Genomic DNA, 24972 nt, shown 5'->3' on the forward strand with positions numbered 1-24972 from the left:
AATACTGACGTTCAGCCAGTTGGTAGTGTTGAACAATTGACGTTTTGGTCTTTTTTTTATTGGTGCTCGTGTCCGGCTATTAGCCCACCTATATTGGGGAGGAATGGGCAATAGTAAAGGGGCAGATATTTTATTTCAGCGGTTCGGTTGTGCCATCACCATCAATGACTTGTACGGCAACACCTGACTCCTCGAACATTTCGGTCGAGATTTTCATATCCTGTTCCCAGCGTTCAAGAAAGTCGTCGGTCAGTTTGCTTTTATCCACGAACACCTCGCCGATCCCGGCCTGAATGATGGCGCGCGCGCAGTCGCAGCACGGGAAATGTGTCACATACAACGCACAACCATCAAGGGACGTGCCGGTATAGCTGGCATTATAGATCGCGTTGCGTTCGGCATGTTCGGTATAGGCGTATTTTTCAGGGCGCTGGTGGCGGCTTTCGACTTCGTCATCAACACCGCGTGGAAACCCGTTATAGCCAACAGCGCGGATTTCTTTTTTCGGGCCGATGACGACCGCACCGACCTGCGTGCTGCGATCTTTTGACCAGTCTGCGATATGGGCTGCAAGACCAAGAAAACGATGATGCCATTTATTCATTGAAAGGGGCCCTGTCTGCGTCAATGTAATAGATCGGTGTGATAGATCAGTGTGCGTGCCGTTCGACATGCGTTTTGTAAACGCCTTTCGTTCTTTAAAGAGGGTGCTTCTTGTCATTGTCCAGTGAAAAATCACATTTTTGTAAAGGCTTTTAATGAAAAGTCCCTGTTCAAATAGGGGCTGATTGACTATTAAGGGGGTACCCCCAGAAAAATATCAGGACGCTCTTGACGCCTCGCCGCAGATGCAGGCCGATGTGGCAAGGGCTGATGTGTAAACCAAATAACAAGAGGTAGCAGCCGATGCGCCGTCAACGTAAGGCGAAAATCATCGCGACCCTGGGGCCGGCAAGTTCAAAGCCAGAGATCCTTGAGAAAATCGTACAGACAGGTGTGGATGTGTTCCGCCTGAATTTCTCGCATGGGGAACACTCAGAACATCTGGCCCGGTTTGAAGCCATCCGTGCTGTCGAACAAAAGCTTGGCCGCCCAATCGGGATTTTGATGGACCTTCAGGGCCCGAAAATCCGTGTCGGCACCTTTGCCGATGAAGAAATCGTGCTTGAAGCAGGCGACACGTTCAAATTCGATATGGACAAGACGCCGGGCGACAACAAGCGCGTTGCCTTGCCCCATCCTGAGGTTTACGCAGCCCTGAAGCCGGGCGCAAACCTGTTGCTTGATGATGGCAAGCTGCGCATGCGCGTTGAAAAATGCGATGATAAATCCGCAGAATGCACCGTCATTACCGGTGGACCCTTGTCCAACCGTAAGGGTGTTAACCTGCCGGACGTCATGTTGCCAATGTCGCCGCTGACCGAAAAGGACCGTATCGATCTTGATTACGGTCTGGAAATGGGTGTTGATTTTGTCGCACTTTCATTCGTACAGCGTCCCGAAGATGTTGCCGAAGCCCGCAAGATTATTCAGGGCCGTGCGGCCATCGTTTCCAAACTGGAAAAGCCGCAGGCGATTGAACATCTTGCCGAGATTGTCGATCTGTCTGACATGATCATGGTTGCCCGTGGCGATCTGGGGGTTGAATGCCCGCCGGAAGATGTGCCGATCTTGCAGAAACGCATCATCAAGGCGTGCCGCGAAGCTGGTAAACCCGTGATCGTTGCGACCCAGATGCTTGATTCGATGGTGGCAAATCCGGCCCCGACCCGTGCAGAAGCATCCGACGTTGCGACCGCCATTTATGACGGTGCCGATGCGGTGATGTTGTCTGCGGAAAGTGCGGTTGGTAAATACCCGCTTGAAACCGTTTCGATCATGGACCGCATCATGGTGCGTGTTGAACAGGACGAGCTGTATTACCGCATGCGTGATGCCAACCGTCCTGATCCGGAACATAACGCACCGGATGCAATCAGTGCGGCGGCCCGTCAGGTCGCAGGGACCATTGGTGCCAAAGCAGTTGTGACCTATACCACGTCCGGTTCGACGTCGCTTCGTGCGGCGCGCGAACGCCCGGAAGTGCCAATTTTGGGTCTGACCCCGAAAATCCAGACCGCACGTAGGATGACGTTGTGCTGGGGCGTGCATGCGGTGTTTACCCGTGATGCCACCAACTTTGCAGAAATGGTCGGCATTGCATGTGAAGTTGCCCAGCGCGAAGAATTTGCCAAGGCAGGCGATTCGCTGGTGATTACCGCCGGTGTGCCGTTCGGGACGCCCGGTGCGACCAATATTTTGCGCATTGCGTGGCTGTCGAACTAAGCCATTCGCGCACAATCGATACATTCATGTTTTGCAACGGGCGGCCATTTGGTCGCCCGTTTCTTTTGGTGCGTGCGGCGCGCGATGCATGGGGCCGCATCAATATCAGGCCGCATTAAGGGGTGGGTGAGGGCGGAATGCGGTTGGTTGGCATAGGGCTCTGTATTGTTAATGTTTTTTTGAGTCTTTGCGTTGATAGTCTATCGGTGATCAAAGCTGTATCTAACGATATCAGTTTTGATGTTGGGGACTTAAATTTAGACGTCTTGTCTGGTTGTGTATCGCTGTCAGTTCCGGTTAAACTGTTCTGACAAAACATAAAAATGATCGTGTCAGTATAAACTGATGCTTATATGCCGCCAGGCATGGGACCAGGGGAATAGCTGCGATAATGCTGAGTTGGATGTTCAATCGGCAGAAAAACACAGGCGACGCGGGGCTTGATGATAAAGCCACAGCGAAGCTTCGTGATCTTGCGGACGCAGTCCGCACAGTCGCACCTGAAGCATTTGGCTCAGATGCTGGTGGAACCCGTGGTCGTTCGATCCCGCGCAAAAATTCTTCTGATGAAATGGCAGACCCATCGGGTCTTGAACATGCGGCGCGTCTTTCAACTGAAATGGCATATGCCGAAGATGAAGACGATGATGCACCAGATTTCGACAGCGACGTTCGTATGGATGTGGCCCGGCGCCTGCGCCGCCATCTAAATGATGTCAGCCCGTCAGACCGGCTTGAAATGGTCGACGAATTCGTCGCCGCCATTGCCAATATGAGCGATTGTTTCCGCCCGCAGGTCATTACACTGATCGAACAGGAACTTGGCCATACGCCGTATATGACCCGTCAGGCTGCAACGCGCCTGCGTCAGGATATTCAGGCGATTGGTCGTGTGTCGATTGGTGAATATGTTGAACTTTTAAGTGATTCCGACTTCCTTGATATCATGCGTGGGCGTGGTGAATTTGTTCAAACCGCCGCCGAACGTGCGCGCGCCGAACTTGAAGCGGCTGCCAATGCACGCTTGATTGAACAGCAAGCTGAAAAAGAAAAAAGCAGCTTGCTGAACCGGTTGCTGTCTTCGGACGATGCGCCGCGCAATGTTGTGTCGATGGCACCGCATTTTGCCGAGCGCAAAATTGATAAGCCAAAAGCACCGGCCAATGATTTGTTGGGCGGACAAAATCGTACCTCGCGACAGGCACAGCGCCGGATCGCACATTTCATTATGGCATCCTTGTTTGATACCCTGGTTGAGCAGGGCCGTATGCGCACTGAAGTTGCGCGTGCCTTGCGCCAGTCTGTACGTCAGCGGATTGAAAAGGCCCGGTTTGAAAACCGGACACCAATTCATGCGATGGATGACGGTATGTCGATCGATGTCACAGATGATGTGATGATGGATCAGGACAGTATTGCGGCATCAAACGAGAAGATGACGATTGATCAGTATATTCTTGATGCGGTGTCGCGCAATGATGACGCGCTAGTGGTGCAGTCACTTGCGCATTACGCGCAAATTCCGATCAATGCAGTGTCAAAGATCCTTGATTCCGGTAGTGCACGGGCGATAACCGCCCTTGCATGGCGTGCGGGCATGACGGCACCGTCTGCGGTGGTCTTACAGATCAGCAACGGTATCCCGGAAGCCAATATCGAAAGCCCGGCTGCGGGTGGGCGCTTTGCCATGTCCTCTGCGGATATGGATTGGTATATCGATTTCTTTAACGACATGAAGCCTGCGACTGCACGGACCCGTGTTGAAAAAGAAACCGTCACGCCAAAGCGGACGCAAAATCTCCGTCCGCGTGCAGGCCGCAATAATGGCGGGCTTGAAGGACTTGTCTCTGACAAAAGACCCAAGGGTCTTAAAGGAGACTGAGTGCCATGAACAGACATCACGGCATCTCATATGACGGGCTGAAATATGCCCTGAACATCAAGGAAAGCTATCAAAGCGGGGAGCCGCTTACCGTCATGGGGGCAGCTAAACAGCCGCGTCTTTTGATGCCTGAGCATTTGCTGAGCAATGATCTTGCCTTGATGCAATATGATGATCCTTTGGCCTTGGCCGTGATTGCAACCCGCGATCCCGAAAGCCCGATGGCGCTTGCCGCGGCCATTCGCATGGGGCCGCATGCGAAATGCAAGGAACTGATTACCGGCGTCTTTGAAGTGGTGTCTGATGCAACCAAGCATGAACTGGTTGCCGATTGCGCCAAACTCCTGACCAAGAACGCCTTTAGCCCCGAAGCCTTCCATCTTGTCCGCACGCGTGCATCGAACCATGTTGTCGAAATCCGCGAAGCTTATCGCCGCGCCATGGCGGGCAATTTGCGGGCCTTGCTTGATGGCAAAATGGCCGCACGTGAATTCGTTGAAGAATTTATCGAACTGGCATCCAACGGCAATTTGCGGATTGATATTTATCGTCGGTTGGTGATGAAATTGATGCGGTCTGACGCAGTGCGTCCGAGTGTGAAATTCATGCTGCTTGAGCGCCTTGACCGTTTCCCGCAGATGGTGAAGCTGCAGATTGTTAACGAAGTTAACTCTGCCCCCGAAACACCGGAATATCAGACGTTAAAACAGGAATTGCGCTGGATCTATGATGCCAAGCAAAAACAGCAAAATCCGCAACCATCGACCAAAGCAACCGTCTCCCATCCGTCTGCTGCCGATCTGATGAGCCGTTCACAGATTGATTTTGGGGCGGCAGCGGGGATGCATCGCCGCAACAGCGTGATCAAGCCAGCAGAACCGTCCTTAAACCGTTATGCCGCCAATCCACCGATCATGCGCAGTGGTGGATTTAGCTCGCGCGAGCTTTCTTCCTGGTTGAACTAATCCAAACCCATCCGATCAAACCGAAATTGTCCTGATTCTAGTTGCTCTGCTGTTCTGCTGATTCGATATCGCGGACAGCGTCTTCGATCACCCGTTTGACGATACGTTCGTGCGTTCCGTCTTCAAAGATATCAGCCAGCGCATTGTTGATCGGGGTGATCAGATGACTTTTACCGAGTGACTTGGGGATTCCAAGGTAGTTTGCGTCAAGTTTGTAAGGCGGCGAGATGATGACAAACTCGTCCTTGTGGCTGGAAAGCCAGTTATTGCTTGCCATCACACTGGCAAAGGCGATTTTCCCCGGACTGAGAAGAACAGCATCGACCCGGTCCTGTGCCAGCATCAGCATCTGACCTGCTCTGTCAGAGGATTCCAGTACATTTAGCAATCCAAGCGTCCGGGCATTTTCAAAATCATCGCCATATGAAGCGCCGCGCTTTACGCCAATGATGTAGCCGCGCATGCTGTCGAGCCCTTCAAACAAAAAGGCGCTTTCCCGGTTGGTGACGAAAACCAGTTCATCGAAATACATCGGTTCGCTGTAATCAAACGTGATTTGGCGTTCCTGGGTTTTTGACAGTCCGATGATGGCACCCATGCCCTTGCGGGCAGACTCATATGCCCGGTTCCACGGCACAAATGAATAGGTGAATTCAATGCCGGTGCGCCGGGTGACTTCGTCCAGAACTTCGATATTTACACCTTGCGGCGCGCCATCAGCATCCAGCCAGTTTTTCGGTAGTGCATTGTCGTCGGCAAAGATATGTAAGGACTCGCCAGCCTGAAGAGCCGGGCTCAGGGACATCAAAAAGCATATGAGGACGACAAATTGTTTCACTGAGGCTCCGAAAATGTTGGATGTAGGAGGTTAGACTTAACCCATACGGGGGGCTTATCCTGTTAGCATATACGCATCTTCGGTTCGTGATTAAATGCCGTGGCGTAAAAAACTCAGCCTGCTTTGCGCGACGATGCGGAATTTTGCTGTGTTGCCGTGGGAGCAGGAACGTCTTTAAGGCGCCCTGCCTGCTTTTCCAGATATACAGTGCAGATCACGCGCAACAGCGATGCGAAATTTGGAATGTCGCCGCGTTGGGTAACGACTTCATCGTGGATTTTGCCAAGAAACTGCGGGGTGGTGAAGCCTTCGCCAGACGCGATTTCATCAAGAATTTGCCAGAAGCGCAGTTCAAGACGCAGGCTGGTTACCATACCGTGGATACGGATGGACCGGCTGACACATTGATAAAGTTCTGGTTCGGTCCCGGAATAGATTTGACACATTTGGACGGCCTTTCCTGTCATCGCTGAGGCGCAAGCAGCCAACAGCTTTCTGTAATGGGCAGAACCATGGTCAGGCAAATGTCGCCCAAACGCAATCAGCGATTGGGCGACACAGGATCACAAAGTGATTTTGGTGCCAAGCGCGACCAGGAAAGCCGCCATCCATTTCGGATGTGCTGGCCATGCCGGTGCGGTGACAAGGTTTGCATCGGTGCAGGCATCATCAATGGCGATATCGGCATAGATACCGCCACCCAGTTTTACTTCGGGGGCGCAGGCAGGGTAGGCCGATACACGGCGTCCCTTGATCACGTCGGCTGCGGCCAACAATTGCGCGCCATGGCAAACCGCGGCAATCGGTTTGCCAGCATCGTTGAAATCACGGACCAGACGAATAACGTCCTCGTTCAGGCGGAGATATTCCGGGGCACGGCCGCCCGGGATGACAAGCGCATCATAGTTTTCTGCACGTGCAGTCGAAAAATCGGCATTCAGGGCAAAGTTATGACCCCGTTTTTCGGAATAGGTCTGATCGCCTTCGAAATCATGGATGGCGGTTGCGATGGTATCGCCGGACTTTTTATCCGGGCAGACGGCATCAACGTGATGGCCGACCGCAAGCAAAGTCTGGAACGGAACCATGGTTTCGTAATCTTCGGCATAGTCGCCGGTAATCATGAGAATTTTTTTGGCAGACATTTATAGATCCTCCCGCTTGTTATGAAGTGCCATTCAAGGGCCAGAGAACTATACGCCTTGAAGTTGGGCTGCGGGTAACAGCGGGGTACTACGTGGGCAAAGTACCGATAATTTTGATCAAAAGCCGTTGTGATTAAGCATAAAAAAAGAGGCCCAAACGGACCTCTTTTTAAAGTCAGGTGATTTTGACCAATCAGCTTTTGGCTGCGGGGGTGGATTTCGCCGCCGTGGTTTTGGGGGCTGTTTTGGTCGTTGATTTTGCCGTAGATGCACGCGAACGGGTGGCCGGTTTCTTGGCCGGTGCTTTTGCAGCAGGTTTTGCTGCTGTTTTCGTCACACTGGCAGTTTCCGGTGTTTCTTTGATGTGAAGATCGCGCTGCGGGAACGGGATCGAGAAGCCGGCAGCTTCAAGTTCCGTTTTTGATTTACGGGTCAGATCAAAGAAGGTCGGCCAGAAGTCAGCCGTAGCGACCCAGCCACGTGCGGTCAGATCAACCGAGCTTTCACCAAGGGTGGCAACGAAGCTCATGGGTTCCGGGTCTTTGAGAACGCGTGGGTCAGAGGCGACCAGTTTGGTCAGGAATGCGAGAGCAGCATCGACGTCGTCGTCATAGGAAATACCAACTTTGATATCGAGACGACGGGTCGGGTTGCGGGAATAGTTTTTGATCGCACTGTTCCAGATCTGCGAGTTTGGCGCAGAAATAAACACACCGTCAGGTGTTTTAAGAAGGGTTGTGAACAGGGTGATTTCAACAACCGTTCCTGAAACCGATCCGGCTTCGACAAATTCGTCAATCTTAAGCGGGCGCAGGATCAAAATCATCACGCCGGCGGCAATGTTTGACAGCGTACCCTGCAATGCCAGGCCGATCGCGAGGCCGGCAGCACCGAGAACTGCGATGATGCTGGTTGTCTCGACGCCGAAATTCGACAGAACGGCGACAAGAACAAATATCAAAATCGCATAGCGAACGATACTCGAGGCCAGCGGTTTCAGGGTCGAATCGACAAATTTTACATTTTTAAGGGAATGACGCACCAAAGCGGCTGCGCGACCGGCAAACCACCAGCCAACGATAAGAATAAGAATTGCGCCCAGCAGGTCCATGCCAAAGCCCAGCGCAAATTCTTTTAGCATTTCTGTGATTGTCGATACTTCGGTGTCGATCATTTCAACCTCGTCCGCTCTGTGTCATTGTTTTAGGGGCAAAACCTAGTAATTTGGTTCGAATGGTTAATCAGATTGTGCGAATACGCGACGCAAGGGCACAAAAAATATATATCTTTTAAGCTTTTGTGACATATCTGTGCGTAATATCCGTCTGACTTCTTGAGGCAGGCGTTATATTTGCAAATTCCTGCGTCAAATTTTTGCCCAAAGAAACTCCGCACACTACGGGTTTCCATGTATTTCGTAAATATAACGTCTGCCATCCAAATCAAATTAGTAGATCTTGACCCTAGTGATTGCTACTTATACGTCAGTATGGAACAATAAGCATTGCAGGTTTAGGCGTCCTTGAAAAGTGTGCAAGGATAACCAATTCATTGTAGGGTATGGAACAAAATACGTTTTGGATCGTTTAGAGACATAATCTCACCATCTTTGGTGATAAAGTATTATCCGAATAACAACCTTAACGACAGGGGTTAAGACATGCAGCTTCGTCCGTCTCTTCTTTGTGCTCTTGGTGGCGTAGCCCTCCTGAGCGCATGTAGCAGTGTAGATAATTCCGGTACCGCCATTGGTTATGGTGGTAACCCACTGACCTACAGCAGCTCGGTTTCCTCAGCAATTGCTGGTCAGGAACCAACCACTGCATTCGGTAAAGCGCTGAAAGCTGAGTATATTGCTTATGCACAGCGTGAAGCCGATGAGTGGTACGATTACTTTGATGCTGATTTCTTTGCGAAAAAAGCAGGAAAAGTAGCCACTGACGAAAAAATTCTTCCAGAAGATCCGGCCAACTGGCGTTTCGATGCGGAAGAAATCGCACAGAAACGTTCGGTTCGTGATGAGCTGATCGCGTTGCTGGACGATGGAAAACGCGAAGAAAAGCCTGATACCGCAGCGATTGCCCAGGCCCGCTTTGATTGCTGGGTCGAGGAAAGCGAAGAAGGTTGGCAGACTGAGCTGATCAGCCAGTGCTGGAAAGACTTCGAAGCAGCAATGGCAGAGCTTCGTGCAGTAGAACCAGAGCCGATGGCAGCGCCAGTTGTTGCAAAAGAAGCCCGTTTGTTCACGATCTTCTTCGACTTTGACAGTGTTGCAATCACACCGGTTTCCGAGCGTGTTCTTGATGCTGCTGCCGAGCAGTGGGCTTCGAGCATGGGCGATGTTTCCATCGTTGGTCACGCCGATGCATCCGGTTCGGCTGCATATAACCTGAAACTGTCTGAGCGTCGTGCCGAGGCTGCTTTGGGTCAGTTGACCAATCGTGGCATCAAAGGTGACATGATCGGTAGTGACGCAGTCGGTGAAGGCGAACTTCTTATCCCGACTCCGGATGGTGTTCGTGAGCCGCGTAACCGTCGTGTGACGATTTCGGTCGATTAATCACCGTCATTTACCAAATCTTTGGCAACGAGGTGGCATTATGCCACCTCGTTGTTTTTATATGTGCTTTTGTCTAAGGCAGATATTTTCGCAGTAATTGCTGTTGAATTTTGTTTCAATACGCATAATGTCTGCTTGGTATCGATGTATAAAGTGAGAGGCGGGGACACATGATGAAGGCCATCAAGACGGTCTTTTCACGGCGCGCAGGGGGCGTCGTACTTGCACTGGCAGTTGGGTTGATCACGATGACACCAGCAGCCCAGTCGGCGGATATTACGCCGGTTGTACCATTTGAAAAATATTTCGCTGATCAGCGTGGCGACGGCAAGTATCTCCGTTTCAATGCATTTTCCGGTGAAATCCCCGGCAAGCGTATCAAGGCGCTTTTGCGGTCCGGCCAGGTTATTGGTGACCGTGTTCTTCTTGCAGAAGATGTCGCTGTGTATTTCCCCGATGGTTATATCGTTCAATCCCAGGCCCGTTTTGGCAAATACATTCCGAAAGCCGGCGTTCATCCTGGTGGTATTGCGAACCGCGACCATTTGATGGAAAACCCGCGTTACGCGTTGGTTGACCGGTTTGATTCGATTTTGGGCCGCGAATGTGCCCGGACCGAATATGCCAATGGTTTTGCCGCCCTTCGGATCAAACCCGATGGTGTCCTGTCGCTGGTTCTTGAAACGTCAGGCATGTTTGATGCACTTATCGATGAACAGACCACGACCTATAGCGTGACCAGTGCCGTTCAATCGGTGTTTATCGGCAATCAGGGATTGATGCCCGAACTCATCGCGAAATGCGGCCGCGGTTAATATCCGCGGACATATAAAAAGCAGGAAGGCACCGAAATTTCGGTGCCTTTTATTTTGTCTGAATGTCGGCCGTGAAATGACTGGGGCGGATCCTTAAAAAATCCGCGGGATTTCAATGGCAGGGCAGCGATCCATCACCGCGATCAGCCCATGTTTTTGTGCCTTGGCAGCCGCATCGGGATTGATCACGCCAAGCTGCATCCAGACCGATTTGGCACCTATGGCAATGGCGTCATCAACCACACCGGCGGCATCGTCGCTGTTGCGAAAGATATCAACCATATCGACCGGTTCGGTTATGTCGGAAAGTTGGGCAACGACGGTTTGACCATGGATTTTATTGCCTGCCTGACCCGGATTGACCGGAATAACATGGTATCCGCGACCCAGCAGAAACTTCATAACGCCGTTTGACGGGCGTTCCGGTTTGGGGCTTGCGCCAACCAGCGCGATTGTTTTGGTCGTTTCCAGTAGGGTTTTTAACTGCAGATCATCGGGATTTTCAAACTGTGTCATCTGTTCCATCCATGTTGGGGCGCATTATATATGGATAGTTATATGATTGCCGATTGATCGCAACTCTGATCCGTTGGGATCAGCCTCTGATGAGCCAGCCCTCGCGGAAAGTTGATGGCAAGTTTAAATGACGCGGGCACTCAAATGCGCTTTGTATAAGATAGAAATCTAAACTTTATAGGCTGCTTTTGCATGTATCCATGGCTTGATCCGTCCGGACGCTTTTCTGTTTTCAAGCTGACCGTTTTTGTCGCACTTCTGATACCCGGTGCCTTTTTGCTGTGGCCGGTGATTTTAGAGGGTGGGGCGACAATTCCGGTTAAGGAAGCGATCCTTCAAAGTGGTGATTGGACCATCCGAATTTTGCTGATCACGCTTTTGATCACCCCGTTGCGGCGGATCACCCGGTTTTCAAAGCTGGTGCAAGTCCGCCGTCAGGTCGGGGTGGCGGCATTTTGCTATGTGATTATTCATTTCGCCCTTTATGCCATCAGCCAGAATCTTGATGTCGTGCGGATCGCAAGCGAGATCGTCTTGCGCATCTATCTGACAATCGGGTTCGTGGCCTTGTTGGGATTGGCGGTTTTGGCCGCGACATCGACCAAGTCTGCGATGCGCAAGCTTGGGGCCAAATGGACGAAGCTTCATAAGCTTGTTTATCCGATCGCCATTCTGGGTGTTGTGCATTTCTTCATGCAGTCGAAAATCGATGTCAGCGAAGCAACCTTGATGGCCGGATTGTTTGTGACCTTGATGCTGTATCGCTTTGCCCATTGGCGTGGCTGGTCCCTGCGGTCCGTAACGACATTGCTGGGGATTGCGATTGTTGCCGGTTTAAGCACGGCAGGCATTGAATATGCGTGGTATGCGCTGGCAACCGGTGTTCCGGCAGATCGGGTGGCCTCGGCCAATCTGGAATGGATGTGGCCGATGCGTCCGGCCTGGAATGTTTTCCTAAGCGGGATTGGCATGATCATTGTCTGTCAGTTCGGACGGGATGGCGTGGGCCGTGTATTGATTGGCAATATCCTGACCAGTGTACGGCTTAAACCGCAGCACTCGCGCGCCGAGTAAGGGCTGTTAGCAACCCGGCACCAATCATAACCCCACCCCCGATACGCGTCAGGCGGCGCATGGCAGACGGATTGCGAAAACGTTCGCGCAAGGCGGCCGCCATGATCGCCCAGATCGTCACATTGATCGCTGCCAGAATAACAAAGGTTGCGGTCATGATGATGAACTGGGGCAAAAGCGGGCTGTTTGCGGTGACAAACTGCGGCACGAACGCAATGAAAAACACGATCCCCTTGGGGTTCAATGCGGTGACAACGTAAGCCTGCAGGAACATGCGCGACGGGCGGTTGCGTTTTGCATTCGGGTTATCTTGAAGTGCCCCCGGTTTTTCACGCCACATCTTCATGCCGAGATAAATCAGATAACCGGCCCCGACCAGCTTCAGCACGGTAAAGGCTTCAGCCGAGGTCGCAAGAAGCGCACCCGCACCGGCCAGCGATATCGTCATCGCGGTTAAATCCCCCAGCGCAACCCCCGGAACCGTGGCCCAGGCCGTTTGGCGACCTTTGCCCAGTGCGTAGCTGACAACAAGCATGATTGTCGGGCCGGGAATGGCCAGAACGATGGTGCATGCAAGGGCGAAAGCAAGCCAGATTTCGATGGGCATGGGGGGCTCCGTAGAAAGAGGTGTCTCAACACATTGACGCAAGTTATGTGGTTTGCAAAGAGTCTGACAGTCTTGGGTGGGTGTATTTTTGATCAAGCGGTGATACTTACGCGTCTTCTTGTACGTGGTCAAAAAACATGAAAACAAGAAGGCGAGGCAGGCACGGTGACGCAAAGAGTAACGGGATCGGCGGATGGATTGGTGATGGCACGATCAAGCGCAGCTAGTGTTGATGGTTCCGAATTGTTGAGCTTATCGAACAGTTTGCACGGTTCGATCAAACTGGGTGAAGAAACGCAGACGGTTACGATCGCAATCGAGCAGGATGGCTATATCGCGGGGGAAGTTGAAAGCGGGCCATCCGCGATCACGCTTGAACTGTTGGGCGCGGATGGCGAACCGATACGCCAGATTGCCAAATACGTTACCGGGATGACGCGATTTTATCTGGTCGGCCCCTATGACAATCCGGTTTTGCGTATGACTGCCCCCCGTGATGTACGGATAGATTACCAGTTCATTTTGCGTCACTTGGTGCCGGTTGCCGATCAGGTTGTCCCAAAGGTGACCTATCAAAGCCCGTCCATTTCCAGGCAGGCTGACCTGATTGCCACGGGCGGAACGTCAGATGGATTCTGGGCTGCGGTCGCGCGCAACGGTGCACCGATGATTGAACCGTTAGATCATCAGAATGTCGTGATGACTTTTCTTGCCCGTGGATTGAAACGCAATGGCCAAATATTTGGCGCGCCAAGCAGTGATATTGAGTTTCTAGAGCAACTGGGTCAGAGTGATATCTGGTTCAAAAGCTTCATCGTGCCAAACACTACCCGACTGTCTTATAAAATTGCCTGCGATGTTCCTGAATTTGATGGGGATGAGCAGGCGCGTCGTCTTGCCCTTTTGGCAACCTTGCAGGCCGATCCACTGAACCCTGATGTTTGGCCGGTCAATGCGCCGGATGCCTATAATCAGAAATCCGTTATCGAATTGCCCGATGCCCCAAAGCAACCCGGTATGCAGGGCACAAATGCACCAGTCGGATCGATTGACAGTTTTGCGTTTGAAAGTGCGACACTTGGCAATCAGCGCGATATCACCCTGTATCGTCCGCACGGGTTTGATCCAGACAGTCCGGAAAACGTTTTGCTGGTTCTGTTTGATGCAAAAGAGTACCGCGATGAAGTCCCGACCCCGAAAATCCTTGATAACCTGATTGCCGATGGTGTGTTGCCGCCGGTCTCAGTTGCCTTCATTGCCAATCCCGACAATGCGGCACGCGGGCATGAATTACCGGCAAACCCGGTTTTTGCCGGTGTGGTGGCAGGTGATTTGATGCCGCTTATTGGCAAAAAACTTGGTGTGGATATTCCGGCCAGCCGAACGGTTGTTGCCGGTTCAAGTTATGGCGGGTTGGCCTCAGTGACCATTGCGCTGCGCCATCCAGATGTGTTTGGCAGTGTTGTTTCGATGTCCGGGTCGTTCTGGTGGAGCCCCAAGGACACGCCAGCTGATCAAAACGAATATGTATCCCATCAGGTTGCCATCACCGATGCCAAGCCGGTGCGGATGTTTTTAACCGCTGGCCTGTTTGAAACCGGGCGGATGGGCGTTGCCGGGATTTTGGAAAGCAATCGCCATCTGCGCGATGTGTTTTTGGCCAAGGGATATGACGTTACCTACCGCGAATATGCCGGTGGGCATGATTATCTGGTGTGGCGTGGGGCACTTGCCGATGGATTGATCCATTTATTCGGGCGATAGGACGTGAGCCTAACTTCCTGACAGCAAAAAGGCGGCAATGTGGGATGCACATTTGCCGCCTTTTTGATTGAGCGTGGTCCGGTATTTCAAGGTCTATTCATGGCGCCATGTTGGGTGACGTTTTTCGACAAAGGCACCGATCCCTTCGCGGGCATCGTGTTTTTGCATATTGTCGGTCATGACACCCGAAGCATAGGAATAGGCATCTGACAGCGGCATTTCGAGTTGGCGGTAAAAGGCCTGCTTGCCAAGCTGAACCGTCATGCCCGACCGTTCTGCAATACCCGCCGCAAGGGCATCGGTGGTATCTTCAAGCGTGTCATCCGAAACGACATCGGAAACCAATCCCATCGAAAAGGCGGTTTCGGCATTGATCGGATCGCCGGTCAGCAACATCCGCATCGCATGTTTGCGCGCGATGTTACGGCTGAGGGCGACCATCGGTGTCGAACAAAACAGGCCGATATTGACCCCCGGTGTCGCGAATTTTGCCGATTGGCTGGCAACCGCCAAGTCACAGCTGGCGACAAGCTGACATCCGGCCGCTGTTGCCATTCCGCGCACCCGTGCAATGACAGGTTGGGGTAGGGTGACGATCCGCATCATCAGGGCACTGCATTGAGCAAACAGGGCTGCGTGCTGATCACACTGGGAAATGCCGTTCATTTCCTTAAGGTCATGACCGGCACAAAAGACCGGGCCTTCGGCGGCAAGAATGACGCAACGAATGGTGCTGTCATCGGCGATGGCATCAAAGGCGCTATGAAGGGCGGCCATCATTGCACCCGAAAGCGCATTGCGACGTTCCGGGTTGTTCAGGGTCACTGTGGCGCACCCGCTATCATCGGTGCGGATGACAAGGGGCTTTTCTGTGTCAGTCGCGGTCATATTGTATCCTCCCGTCTGCCCGTATGGGGGCAGCGTTTTTTATTTTCTTCTACCAACTGACGTAGTAGAATTGCACGCAAGGGGTTAAGTCAAGAAAACCCTATGCAAGTGCAGCGTTGGGCGGTGCCGTAAACGGTATGTACGTTATAATTCGACCAAGTGGTTGTGGATGAGCGAAAATCATACGCGGAAGCCCGGACGGGCACCGGGACGTTTTGTTTCTACCCGGGCAGTTCTGGAATCCACCAAGCCGGCAAAACCTGTGCGGGCAACGCCGATCAAGCGTTTTGACCGCAAAGACGTTATGGAACGTGATCTGGAAAGATACCGTGCCGAGGCACGTGCGCGTTTGCTGCAAAACGGGTTTGATATTCCGCCATTCCTGATGCCAAAGCCCAAACCTTCTGAAGATGACCTTGACGGTGACGATGTTCCGGTGATGGATCCGGATGCGCAGCGTGAAATTCGAAGTGCCGTGATGATGGGGCCAAAACCGGCGCCACTGGCGCGCAGTGGCAGTGCTTCTTCTGGCGGTTCTTTGGCAAGTGACGGGGCGGGCAGTGCGAAGCCAAGCCGTCATGTTCATGTGCAAGCCAAACCGCAGGGGTTTGGGGGGGCGCCGACAGCACCGGTGGCAACAGGTGCGCAAGCGGGATCCGCGGCACAGGCCGCAGCCGTCGCCCGTGAAAAATCGGCCTATGACGAATATATTGAAAGCCTGAACGGTGCGCCGAGATTGCTTGATAGCGTGCGCGAAGATGGCGACAGTTCGGGCAAGAGCGAGACGGGCGATATCAAAGGCCGGGTTGATGATCTTAAAGAAAAAGAAGTTCGTCAGTCCCGGATTGATTTGCCGGAAAACACATCAAACTGGGCGGCACGTGACGCCGCCGATGCACTTGATCAAAAACGCAGTGCGATGCTAGCAAAGCAGGAAAAAGCACGGGCAAAGGCTTCGCGGGGCAACAGCGCACCTTTGAACTGGAACAAGATAATTGCACGTTTTGCCGCATATATGATTGCAGCGGTGGCGGTGGGATATGTTCTGGTTCTGACCGTGAATGAATTTTCGTCGATTTTGGGTAATTAGGGTTTGACCCGGTTTCAAGATTGAAAGGGTCAGATCACGTTGTGGTCTGTTCTACCAATCTCCTGACGTATCCTTGCCGAACCCGTGCCACAATCCCCATATAAACAATTGTGGAAGCACGGTATTCCGGGCTTTCGAGGCGGCTGTTTGGGGAATGATCGCCTGACGATGCAAAAGGACCGTTTGGTTTGCAAATACGCCAAACAAGCGGTTCCTGAAAAGACCATCAGAATGACTAAGACGGGGTTGTGCGCGTAAGACCGGACGATAAGGGGGCGTCATGATCAGGATATGCAGGTAGGCATATCAAGAGAATGGCGGACGTTGTGTGTTTACCCTTGTTGCAGGAGGCAGTGTTTGACGCTGTTATATCGCCATGATGCGTGACGAAAATGGTCAGGAAGACCACCAACCTGTTTATCTTCCAGAAAACCGACATCACTGGGCATCCAATGATGAAGTCGGAAAGCCAGCGGTTGATCTTACCCGCGGGCCCGTTCATATGCGGTTCAAGCGCAAAACGAAGACCGGACCGACATTGTCGGCCGGGGAATGGATGCGAGAGAACCTGCCGCAAATCGGATCAACAGCAATCGTCGTGATTGTGGTTCTGTGTGTGGTGGTCGCCCTTTATACCGACTTGGCCGGGATTGTTTTGAGATGACTCCGTTTTAAGTGTGATGAGGGTTTGCGGGGACGGTGTTTTGCTGTCTGGGTCCGCAAGAACGAGGACTTTTGACGATCGTCAGGTGTATGATTTTGGGCCGCAGTGGCGCAAATTATTGACGTTAACGTAAACGTTATGTCAGGCTGTCTTCCTGTATGAAAGATGCTGCATCAAAGCAGCACCCATGGGAGGCCAACCAATAATGACCAAGTCACAGACCCGGAGCGGGATAACGCCGGCGGATTTTGACGCCATCATGCGCGAAAAAGTCCCGTTCGTTGGCGATATGGGGGTGATGACCGAAAGTCTGGAAAATGACACCGCCATATTGCGGTTGCCGTTCAATGAACGCTATCTTCGGCCGGGAAATGTGGTGTGCGGGCCCGCGATCTTTGGGCTTGCCGATATCGCCCTTTATGCTGTGGCGTGGTTGGTGGTGCCGCAAGCTGACCTTGCCGTAACGACAGAGGCCACCGTGCATTTCCTGTCGGGCGCCAAGCCCGGGGATCTGATTGCCGAGGCAAAGATATTAAAGGCGGGCAGGCGGCTGTTGATTGCGGAATGTCATATTCGATCCTGCGTTGATAATAGCCTGTGCGCGCATGTGATCGGGACTTACGCGATGCCACCGGCAGAAAAATAATCGAAAATCGTGTGGTAAAATAATACCTCTTTACATAAGTTATTGATTTATAACGAAATATTCCTGTTGTTTTCTTGTTGAATGCTGGCATAATGCGCCGACTTTCAACGAGGGACGTTTCCCTCCGTGGAACCCAGTTTTCGAGTATAGAAATAATGAAAACCTTCACTGCGACACCGAGCGACATCGAGCGCAAATGGTTCGTGGTCGACGCTGAAGACGTCGTCCTTGGCCGCCTTGCTGCTGTTGTTGCCAACCGTCTTCGTGGTAAGCATAAAGCTATGTTTACCCCGCACATGGATTGTGGCGATCACATCGTCATCGTCAATGCCGAAAAAGTCAAATTGACTGGCCGTAAACTTCAGAACAAGAAGTTTTACTGGCATACCGGTTATCCGGGCGGCATCAAAGAACGTACCATGGACAAGCTCCTCAATGGTGAGCACCCGGAACGTGTGATCATCAAAGCTGTTGAGCGTATGATGTCCCGTGGTCCGCTGCGTAGCCAGGTTCTTTCCAAGTTGCACGTTTACGCTGGTACCGAGCATCCGCATGATGCTCAGCAGCCTGCAGTACTCGACGTTGCGGCTATGAACGAAAAGAATAAGCGGAGTGCTAAGTAATGGCCGAAACTAAAACTCTTGATGATCTCAAGGATCTGGCACAGGGCGGCGAAACCGTTTCTGCAGCAGCAGAAGGCACCTTGCCGGAGCCGAAGATCGACGCACAGGGCCGTTCCTATGCAACTGGCCGTCGTAAGAACGCAATTGCACGTGTCTGGATTAAACCGGGCTCAGGCAAAGTCACCGTCAATGGCCGCGAATTCGAAGATTACTTCGGTCGTCCGGTTCTGCGCATGGTGATCAACCAGCCGTTCGGCGCTGCTGATCGTAAAGACCAGTTTGACGTTGTTTGCACCGTTAACGGTGGTGGCCTTTCTGGTCAGGCCGGTGCCGTTCGTCACGGTATCTCGCGCGCTCTGATCACTTATGAGCCAGCACTGCGTCCTGCACTTAAGTCCGGTGGGTTCCTCACCCGTGACTCCCGTGCAGTTGAACGTAAAAAATATGGTCGTGCTAAAGCCCGTCGTAGCTTCCAGTTCTCGAAGCGCTAAACCGGCACGCTTACGCAATATGCGATTTCAAGATGGCCCGCTGGTTCAGCGGGCCATCTTTTTTTGTGCCTTTTTCCCAGATAAGGCACGGCTTAACCCCCCGATTTGAAAGGGACCACCGATATGCAGTACAGAAAGCTGCGCGACGCTGACCTTGATGCCGCAACCGCATTCCTTGCCAACCATGCTGCCACCAGCATGATCCTGCGCGGGAATTTGCGAACTGCCGGTATCGAGCGACGTCGTCATCCGCTTTCTGGAAGCTATTTTGGTGAAGTTGCCAAAGATGGTGCGATCAGTGCCATCATCGGGCAGTTTGGCAATGGCAATGTCTTTGTCCAATCGGGCGATCACGCAACGATCCCGACTGATCTGACACAGGCGTTTGCTGCGGACCCGCTTGGTCCGGTGGCCGGTGTATTCGGGGATGCTGATCAGGCCGCCGATATGTTGGATCAGCTTGGCCTTTCAGATGCGGAATTTAACATCAATGCGTCAGACATTCTCTATCAGCTCAGACTTTCTGATCTGATCGTGCCGGTCAATGCGCGGGCCGATGATTTTCAGATGGTTGATGCAAACCAGGTTGATCGCAGCACCTTGTTGCGGTGGTTGCGCGCCTATGAGATCGAAGCCTTGGGGGCGCAAGACACCCCGGGACTTGACAGCAAAATCGCATCGCGTCTGGTGCATGCCCTTGATGCCCGCAATTTGTGGGCGTTGATTGTTGATGGCAAGCCGGTCAGTCTTTCGGGATTTAATGCCCAATTGCCTGATATGGTTCAGGTCGGACCGGTCTGGACACCGCCAGAACATCGATCCAATGGCTATGCCCGTATTCTGGTGGCAAAGACGCTGCTTGCCATACGATCGCGCGGGGTTGCAGATGCTATCTTGTCGACAGATAGCGAAGCCGCCGCCCGGGCGTATGAGGCACTTGGTTTTAGCAAGATCGGGCGCTATCGCTTGGCCCTTTTTAAAAGCCCGGTTAAGCTTGCTCAGATGCTTGAAGCCCAACCTTAAACCGGATCGGGGCCTGCTTTGATACGCAGCCTGTTATCGTGTGCGATTACCAAATTGTTCCTGCCAACGGTTCTGATCGTTTTGGCAGGAACAATTATGCCTGCGTCTTTGGTTGGTGCTGCATGGGCGCAAGATGGGCGTATTGATCTTTCGCAGGTTCTTTATCGGTTTGAAAACCGTGCCCTGAACCTTGGGCGATATGGCACGGTGGCCACCTTTCAGCAAAAGCTGTTTGTGCAGGCATCGCAGTGTGCATCCAGACCGGCAAATAGTTATGGCCGGGCGGATGGTATTGTCGGGGGCAAAACACGCCAAGCCATTGTCGATCTGCAACCATGTCTGAATTCCGCCGTCCGGGCCGCGGTCGGGGCGGAAAGTTATGGGGCGATTACAGTTGGGCTGTGGCGGTTATTGATGCCCGCCAACATGCCGCCGCCCGATGCGATTGAACGGGCCAATCATTTGACCTTTGCCCTTGAGGGCACGGATTACGACGTTATTCAGTTCAATTTCTGTCAGTCGAAAAACCCGCGCAGCGGCAAGACGTTTCTGGAAGGCGATTCTTATTGCCATACCAACGATCCGCGCGCCTATCTGACGTGGGGGCCGCGCGGGGCAACGGCGGGGGCCGGGGCGGAAATTCAACAGATATTGTTTGCCGCTGAACGGGCCAATCCCGGATTGCTTGGTGCCGCTTTTGGGCCCTTTACCGAAGACATGCACAGATTGGCGCTTGGCAATAATGATGCGGCCTTTGATGTGCTGTGCGCGATCTGGGTCGATGATCAAAAACGCAGCGAATTTTCAAGGCGATTTGCCGCCTATGGTGCACGGCCGGAAGTGCAGGCATCCTATCGCCGGGTGTATGATGCCGCCAATGCTGATGGAGGCAAGATAGCGCGATTTTTCAAATTATATAATGCCGTGAAACCGGTCATAAAACGTGATCCGACCGAGATTGATCTGGCCTTTTTCATCGACCGTGCAACCCATGGATCCGTACCGCCCGGTGACATTAGCCAACTGGTCAACCGCATGACTAAATTCGCAAGCCGGACACGGAATGTGCCAAGTCCGGGGGAGCTGCGCAAACAGCTTGCCGCGTGGTTGCCTAGCCATCACAAATATAATGACCGTCTGGCCCGTGATGCGATTTTTTTGGTTGATGACCCTGATGTCGTGGTGTCCGATGCCCACCGACGGATGTGGTTACAGCGATCCGGCCTTAAGGCCAGTGATTTTGGACTTTCGGATCAGCGATATGTCGTAGGCTATCCGGTTGCCGCCCCGACCGGGTATGAGAAAATCGAAAAATTCTATACCGTGCTGCCCGAAGACAAACGTGCTTGTCCATCCACAGTTCGGCGTGCGCGTAAGCCATAACCGGGTGTCAATGTGCCGTATGTTGAAAACGCATGGGGACATTGCGGTTTGTCAGGGATATTTGTCGTCTAATAGCTTGCATCTGATGGGCTTGTTTGCCAACATCCGCCCGTTATCAATGCCTGCAGACTTGCGGGTGAGCCTTTAGGAGCAAAATTTAAATGAGTGACGTTAAGGTCAAAGTCGGAATTCTCGGTGCCAGTGGCTATACCGGGGCGGAATTGGTTCGTATTCTTGCGCACCATGCTGCCGCGGACATCACCCTGTTGACCGCCGACCGACGCGCCGGACGTCCTTTCGGGGAAGTTTTCCCGCATCTTGCCCATATTGATCTGCCAACCATGATCAAGATTGACGATGCCGACTGGTCGACAGTTGATCTGATTTTCTGTGCGCTGCCGCATGGCACGACGCAAGAAGTGATTGCCGGTTTGCCGGATCATGTAAAGGTTGTCGATCTGTCGGCTGATTTCCGTCTGTTTGATGCCGCGACCTATAAGGAATGGTACGGGGCGGAGCATGTCGCGCAGGATTTGCAGAAAGAAGTGGTCTATGGCCTGACCGAACTGCACCGTGAAAAGATCAGATCAGCACGTATTGTAGCCAATCCGGGCTGCTATCCAACCCCGGTGCAGCTCGCCCTGACGCCGCTTTTGGGAAGCAAGCTGGTTCATGCTGATGACATCATCATTGATGCCAAATCCGGCGTAACCGGTGCAGGGCGTTCGCCCAAGGAAATGACCCTTTATGCCGAAGTGACTGAAGGCATTCATGCCTATGGTACGGGCGGGCATCGCCATGCGCCTGAGATCGAACAGGGGTTGGCATGGGCATCCGGGCAGGACGTGGTTGTGAACTTTTCCCCGCATCTGATGCCAATGAGCCGCGGCATTCTGGAATCCATCTATGTCAAAATGACCGATGGCACCACGGCCGAAGACATTCAGGATGCATTGGCAAAACGGTTTGCCGATGAGCCATTTGTCCGCGTTCTGCCATTTGGTGTGACACCGCAAACCCGCCATGTCCGTGGATCGAATTACGTTCTGATGGGCGTGGTCAAGGACCGCGTTCCGGGCCGCGTGATCATTGTTGCGGTTGAAGATAACCTTGTAAAAGGCGCTTCTGGTCAGGCGGTTCAGAACATGAATGTCATGCTGGGCCTGCCAGAAACCATGGGGCTTGAGATCGAGCCGCTGTTCCCGTAAGCGACAAGACCCAATCTGAAATTGGAAAAGGCGCAGCCATATTTGGTTCTGCGCCTTTTCTTATGGCTTCATCGCGCGTTCGAGAAGCTCAAACACCTTGGGGTTTTCACATTGTGCGACGTTAAACCGCATCAGGTTGCCGGCCGATTGCGACAGGCTAAAAACATTCCCGGGGGCCAGAACGATGCCTTCGGCCAAGGCAGCGCGTGCGGTTTGTGCCGCATCAATGCCATCGGGCAAGCGGCACCAAAGGAAAAGACCCGCATCGGGTGTGATTTCTGGCGTGATGCCAAGGGATTGTAGCCGGTTTGCCGTTGCGGTCATGCTTTTTGCCAGCCGGTCCCGGAGGCCCGCCATATGTTTGCGATAGGAGCCGTCTTTTAAGACCGCGTGGATCAATTCAGGGGCCAGATTGCCACTTGAAAAACCGGTTGCGATTTTAAGGTCGGTTAACCCGTCGATCCAGTCGGTGGAGGCAGCGATATATCCGCATCGTATTGAGGCCGAAAGTGTTTTGGAAAAACTTCCGATATGGATGACCCGGTCTATCCCGCCAAGTGCAGCAAGGCGGGGAGTAGGCGTGTTTTCAAAATCGGCAAAGATATCGTCCTCGATCACGATCAGATCATGTTGTTCGGCAATTTTAAGAACACGGTGCGCAACGTTGGGCGAAAGTGACGCTCCGGTCGGATTATGCAGCCCGGAATTGGTAATATAAAGGCGGGGCTTTTCGCGGGCGACAACCTTTGCAAAGGCATCGGGATCGGGGCCGTTTTGCGTAAAAGGCACGCTGATGATGTTGGCGCGATGGGCACGGAGCAGGGCCTGAAAATTAAAGTAACACGGATCATCAATCAAAACCGTGTCACCCGGTTCGATCAGAAAGCGACACAGCATATCAATCGCGTGTGTGCCGGACTCGGTTAAGATAATTTGATCGGGACCGGCTTCAATGCCGTGTTGTGCCATGCGCCGCGACAACACTTGGCGCAAAGGGGCCAGGCCAAGGGGCGTGCCATAGTCCGTCAGAACGTCATCTTGTGCACGCGACAGATTGCGCAAGGCCTTACGGATCGATGTTTCGGGCATCCAGCTTGGCGGGAGCCAACCACAACCGGGTTTGAGCATATCGGAGCGTGCATCAAGAGATTGGCGCGATACCCAGAACGGATCAATCGCACGATCAAGTTTGGGGCCGATCTGCGCAATTGAAAGCGGGGCGGTGTGCCCCGATACATAAAACCCCGATCCGCGACGTGACTGGATAACGCCATCGGCAACCAGACGGTCATAGGCCTCAACCACGGTTGAATTTGAAACAGACATCTGTTTCGCACAGGCCCGAATGGACGGCAAACGGTCCCCTGATAGAAGGCTGCGCGCATTGATCCGGTCGCGAATGACCGCCATGACCTGTGTGACGAGGGTGCCATCCCCGATCATGGTCTTTGCCTGAATGCCCGCCACTGTATTGCCTTTGATATGAGTACAGTTTGATGAAATTGTACTTCATTGTGTCTGGTGTCGATCCGGCAGGCAAGCCAAAGATACGCCAACAATCATGATGGAGGCGATAGTGGCTATTGCACGGACACAAACACAATCACATTCACGAAGTGGCTGGATCAGCGGGCTGGTCGGGATTTTGATTTTCAGCGGTTCTTTACCGGCAACCAGAGTTGCGGTTATGGATTTTGATCCGCTTTTTCTAACCGTGGCGCGGGCGACAATTGCCGGGGTGCTGGCCCTTATGATTTTGATGGTATCGAAAACAGCGCGGCCCCAGAAAAACGACCGGGTATCGCTTTTGGTGGTTGCCGGTGGCGTGGTGGTTGGCTTTCCATTGTTAACCGCACTTGCGCTTGAACATATCAGTTCAGCCAGATCAATTGTGTTTATCGGCTTGTTGCCATTGGCGACGGCGATTTTCGGCATGCTGCGCGGTGGGGAGCGGCCAAGTGGTATGTTTTGGGTGTTTTCGATCCTTGGAAGCCTCCTTGTTGCAGGCTTTGCCGCAAGTGGCAGTGATGCCGGTTCACTGCTTGGTGATCTTTATATGTTGGGCGCGATTGTTGTTTGCGGGCTTGGCTATGCCGAGGGCGGGAAACTTTCACGCCATATGGGCGGCTGGCAGGTGATCTGCTGGGCGTTGGTGATTTCGTTGGTGCCAATGGCGATCCTAAGCACGGTGACGTTGCCCGACAGTGCCGCCGGTATTGGGTTTCAGGCATGGATCGGCCTTGCCTATGTGTCGGTCTTTAGCATGCTGATCGGGTTTTTCTTCTGGTATCGCGGATTGGCGATTGGCGGGATCGCAGCCGTGGGACAGTTGCAATTGTTGCAGCCGTTCTTCGGATTGATGTTGGCATCGTTGATATTGGCGGAGCCGGTTGGTTGGTCGATGATTGTTGTCACAGTTGGTGTGGTTGCCTGTGTTGCCGGGGCCAAGAAGTTTGGACCCTAAG

General features: G+C 52.8%; 25 protein-coding genes. 16 read left to right on the plus strand and 9 right to left on the minus strand.

The genetic code is table 11. The annotated features are described in order from the left end of the window. Nucleotides 1-130: 130 nt before the first annotated feature. A complete protein-coding gene (locus RIC05_RS15525; RefSeq protein WP_350042559.1) occupies nucleotides 131-604 on the minus strand; it encodes a deoxycytidylate deaminase in 474 nt (157 codons plus the stop codon). A gap of 302 nt (nucleotides 605-906) precedes the next feature. Between RIC05_RS15525 and pyk the strand changes: the two genes are divergently transcribed. From pyk to RIC05_RS15540, 3 genes are all read left to right on the plus strand, one after another. Then, on the plus strand, nucleotides 907-2325 hold the full coding sequence (gene pyk / locus RIC05_RS15530) for a pyruvate kinase (protein ID WP_350042560.1): 1419 nt from the start codon (nucleotides 907-909) through the stop codon (nucleotides 2323-2325). Between the two features lie 391 nt (nucleotides 2326-2716). Continuing rightward, nucleotides 2717-4207: a DUF2336 domain-containing protein gene (locus RIC05_RS15535; RefSeq protein ID WP_350045583.1), complete on the plus strand. Its 1491-nt coding sequence runs from the start codon at nucleotides 2717-2719 to the stop codon at nucleotides 4205-4207. Between the two features lie 5 nt (nucleotides 4208-4212). Further along, nucleotides 4213-5172 (plus strand): hypothetical protein, encoded by a 960-nt coding sequence (locus RIC05_RS15540; protein ID WP_350045584.1) that lies wholly within the window; start codon nucleotides 4213-4215, stop codon nucleotides 5170-5172. 37 nt (nucleotides 5173-5209) lie between these two features. Here RIC05_RS15540 and RIC05_RS15545 read toward each other — a convergent pair whose 3' ends face one another. From RIC05_RS15545 to RIC05_RS15560, 4 genes are all read right to left on the minus strand, one after another. Beyond that, nucleotides 5210-6010: a substrate-binding periplasmic protein gene (locus RIC05_RS15545; protein ID WP_350045585.1), complete on the minus strand. Its 801-nt coding sequence runs from the start codon at nucleotides 6008-6010 to the stop codon at nucleotides 5210-5212. A gap of 113 nt (nucleotides 6011-6123) precedes the next feature. Then, nucleotides 6124-6456, minus strand: coding sequence for a ribbon-helix-helix domain-containing protein (locus RIC05_RS15550; protein WP_350045586.1), 333 nt, complete (start codon nucleotides 6454-6456; stop codon nucleotides 6124-6126). A gap of 117 nt (nucleotides 6457-6573) precedes the next feature. Next, complete coding sequence (locus RIC05_RS15555; RefSeq protein ID WP_350042565.1) at nucleotides 6574-7155, minus strand: DJ-1/PfpI family protein; 582 nt, start codon at nucleotides 7153-7155, stop codon at nucleotides 6574-6576. A gap of 193 nt (nucleotides 7156-7348) precedes the next feature. Continuing rightward, nucleotides 7349-8329, minus strand: a complete 981-nt coding sequence (locus RIC05_RS15560; RefSeq protein WP_350045587.1) for a mechanosensitive ion channel family protein — start codon at nucleotides 8327-8329, stop codon at nucleotides 7349-7351. A 486-nt stretch (nucleotides 8330-8815) separates the two neighbouring features. On the opposite strand from RIC05_RS15560, the gene RIC05_RS15565 reads away from it, so the two are divergent. Next, the gene (locus tag RIC05_RS15565) at nucleotides 8816-9715 is read left to right on the plus strand and encodes an OmpA family protein (protein ID WP_350042567.1); all 900 of its coding nucleotides are present in this window, start codon (nucleotides 8816-8818) and stop codon (nucleotides 9713-9715) included. A 173-nt stretch (nucleotides 9716-9888) separates the two neighbouring features. After that, nucleotides 9889-10530 carry a hypothetical protein gene (locus tag RIC05_RS15570; protein ID WP_350042568.1) on the plus strand — a complete coding sequence of 214 codons (642 nt, stop codon included), beginning with the start codon at nucleotides 9889-9891 and terminating at the stop codon, nucleotides 10528-10530. Between the two features lie 93 nt (nucleotides 10531-10623). Here the strand turns inward: RIC05_RS15570 and RIC05_RS15575 are convergent, their stop codons facing one another. After that, a complete protein-coding gene (locus RIC05_RS15575; protein ID WP_350045589.1) occupies nucleotides 10624-11046 on the minus strand; it encodes a CoA-binding protein in 423 nt (140 codons plus the stop codon). A gap of 192 nt (nucleotides 11047-11238) precedes the next feature. Here RIC05_RS15575 and msrQ point away from each other — a divergent pair, with 192 nt between their 5' ends. Continuing rightward, nucleotides 11239-12120, plus strand: a complete 882-nt coding sequence (gene msrQ / locus RIC05_RS15580; protein ID WP_350045590.1) for a protein-methionine-sulfoxide reductase heme-binding subunit MsrQ — start codon at nucleotides 11239-11241, stop codon at nucleotides 12118-12120. On the opposite strand, the gene RIC05_RS15585 is transcribed toward msrQ, so the two are convergent. After that, a complete protein-coding gene (locus RIC05_RS15585; RefSeq protein WP_350045591.1) occupies nucleotides 12092-12727 on the minus strand; it encodes a LysE family translocator in 636 nt (211 codons plus the stop codon). The two genes, msrQ and RIC05_RS15585, sit on opposite strands and share 29 nt — an antisense overlap. Nucleotides 12728-12931: 204 nt before the next feature. On the opposite strand from RIC05_RS15585, the gene RIC05_RS15590 reads away from it, so the two are divergent. Continuing rightward, a complete protein-coding gene (locus RIC05_RS15590) occupies nucleotides 12932-14491 on the plus strand; it encodes an alpha/beta hydrolase-fold protein (RefSeq protein WP_350045592.1) in 1560 nt (519 codons plus the stop codon). A 93-nt stretch (nucleotides 14492-14584) separates the two neighbouring features. Here RIC05_RS15590 and RIC05_RS15595 read toward each other — a convergent pair whose 3' ends face one another. Further along, nucleotides 14585-15379, minus strand: a complete 795-nt coding sequence (locus RIC05_RS15595; protein WP_350045593.1) for an enoyl-CoA hydratase — start codon at nucleotides 15377-15379, stop codon at nucleotides 14585-14587. Nucleotides 15380-15548: 169 nt separating this feature from the next. On the opposite strand from RIC05_RS15595, the gene RIC05_RS15600 reads away from it, so the two are divergent. The 8 genes from RIC05_RS15600 to argC all read left to right on the plus strand — a co-directional run bounded on the left by RIC05_RS15600 (nucleotide 15549) and on the right by argC (nucleotide 22507). Then, entirely contained in the window at nucleotides 15549-16469 is a 921-nt protein-coding gene (locus RIC05_RS15600; RefSeq protein WP_350045594.1) for a hypothetical protein, read from the plus strand. A 376-nt stretch (nucleotides 16470-16845) separates the two neighbouring features. After that, the gene (locus tag RIC05_RS15605; protein ID WP_350042575.1) at nucleotides 16846-17133 is read left to right on the plus strand and encodes a hypothetical protein; all 288 of its coding nucleotides are present in this window, start codon (nucleotides 16846-16848) and stop codon (nucleotides 17131-17133) included. Between the two features lie 205 nt (nucleotides 17134-17338). After that, entirely contained in the window at nucleotides 17339-17779 is a 441-nt protein-coding gene (locus RIC05_RS15610) for a PaaI family thioesterase (RefSeq protein ID WP_350042576.1), read from the plus strand. A gap of 155 nt (nucleotides 17780-17934) precedes the next feature. Further along, on the plus strand, nucleotides 17935-18402 hold the full coding sequence (gene rplM / locus RIC05_RS15615) for a 50S ribosomal protein L13 (protein ID WP_350042577.1): 468 nt from the start codon (nucleotides 17935-17937) through the stop codon (nucleotides 18400-18402). After that, nucleotides 18402-18893, plus strand: a complete 492-nt coding sequence (gene rpsI, locus RIC05_RS15620) for a 30S ribosomal protein S9 (protein WP_350042578.1) — start codon at nucleotides 18402-18404, stop codon at nucleotides 18891-18893. Before rplM ends, rpsI begins: the two co-directional genes overlap by 1 nt. 123 nt (nucleotides 18894-19016) lie before the next feature. Then, nucleotides 19017-19916, plus strand: coding sequence for a GNAT family N-acetyltransferase (locus RIC05_RS15625; RefSeq protein ID WP_350045595.1), 900 nt, complete (start codon nucleotides 19017-19019; stop codon nucleotides 19914-19916). A 96-nt stretch (nucleotides 19917-20012) separates the two neighbouring features. Beyond that, nucleotides 20013-21299 (plus strand): hypothetical protein, encoded by a 1287-nt coding sequence (locus RIC05_RS15630; RefSeq protein WP_350045596.1) that lies wholly within the window; start codon nucleotides 20013-20015, stop codon nucleotides 21297-21299. A gap of 161 nt (nucleotides 21300-21460) precedes the next feature. Then, nucleotides 21461-22507, plus strand: coding sequence for an N-acetyl-gamma-glutamyl-phosphate reductase (gene argC / locus RIC05_RS15635; RefSeq protein ID WP_350045597.1), 1047 nt, complete (start codon nucleotides 21461-21463; stop codon nucleotides 22505-22507). A gap of 60 nt (nucleotides 22508-22567) precedes the next feature. On the opposite strand, the gene RIC05_RS15640 is transcribed toward argC, so the two are convergent. Then, on the minus strand, nucleotides 22568-23974 hold the full coding sequence (locus RIC05_RS15640; protein WP_502989554.1) for an aminotransferase-like domain-containing protein: 1407 nt from the start codon (nucleotides 23972-23974) through the stop codon (nucleotides 22568-22570). 109 nt (nucleotides 23975-24083) lie between these two features. Between RIC05_RS15640 and RIC05_RS15645 the strand changes: the two genes are divergently transcribed. Continuing rightward, entirely contained in the window at nucleotides 24084-24971 is an 888-nt protein-coding gene (locus RIC05_RS15645) for a DMT family transporter (RefSeq protein WP_350045598.1), read from the plus strand. The last annotated feature ends 1 nt before the right edge of the window (nucleotide 24972 follow it).

The sequence above is a fragment of the Thalassospira sp. genome, from assembly GCF_040218635.1.
GTDB lineage: Bacteria > Pseudomonadota > Alphaproteobacteria > Rhodospirillales > Thalassospiraceae > Thalassospira.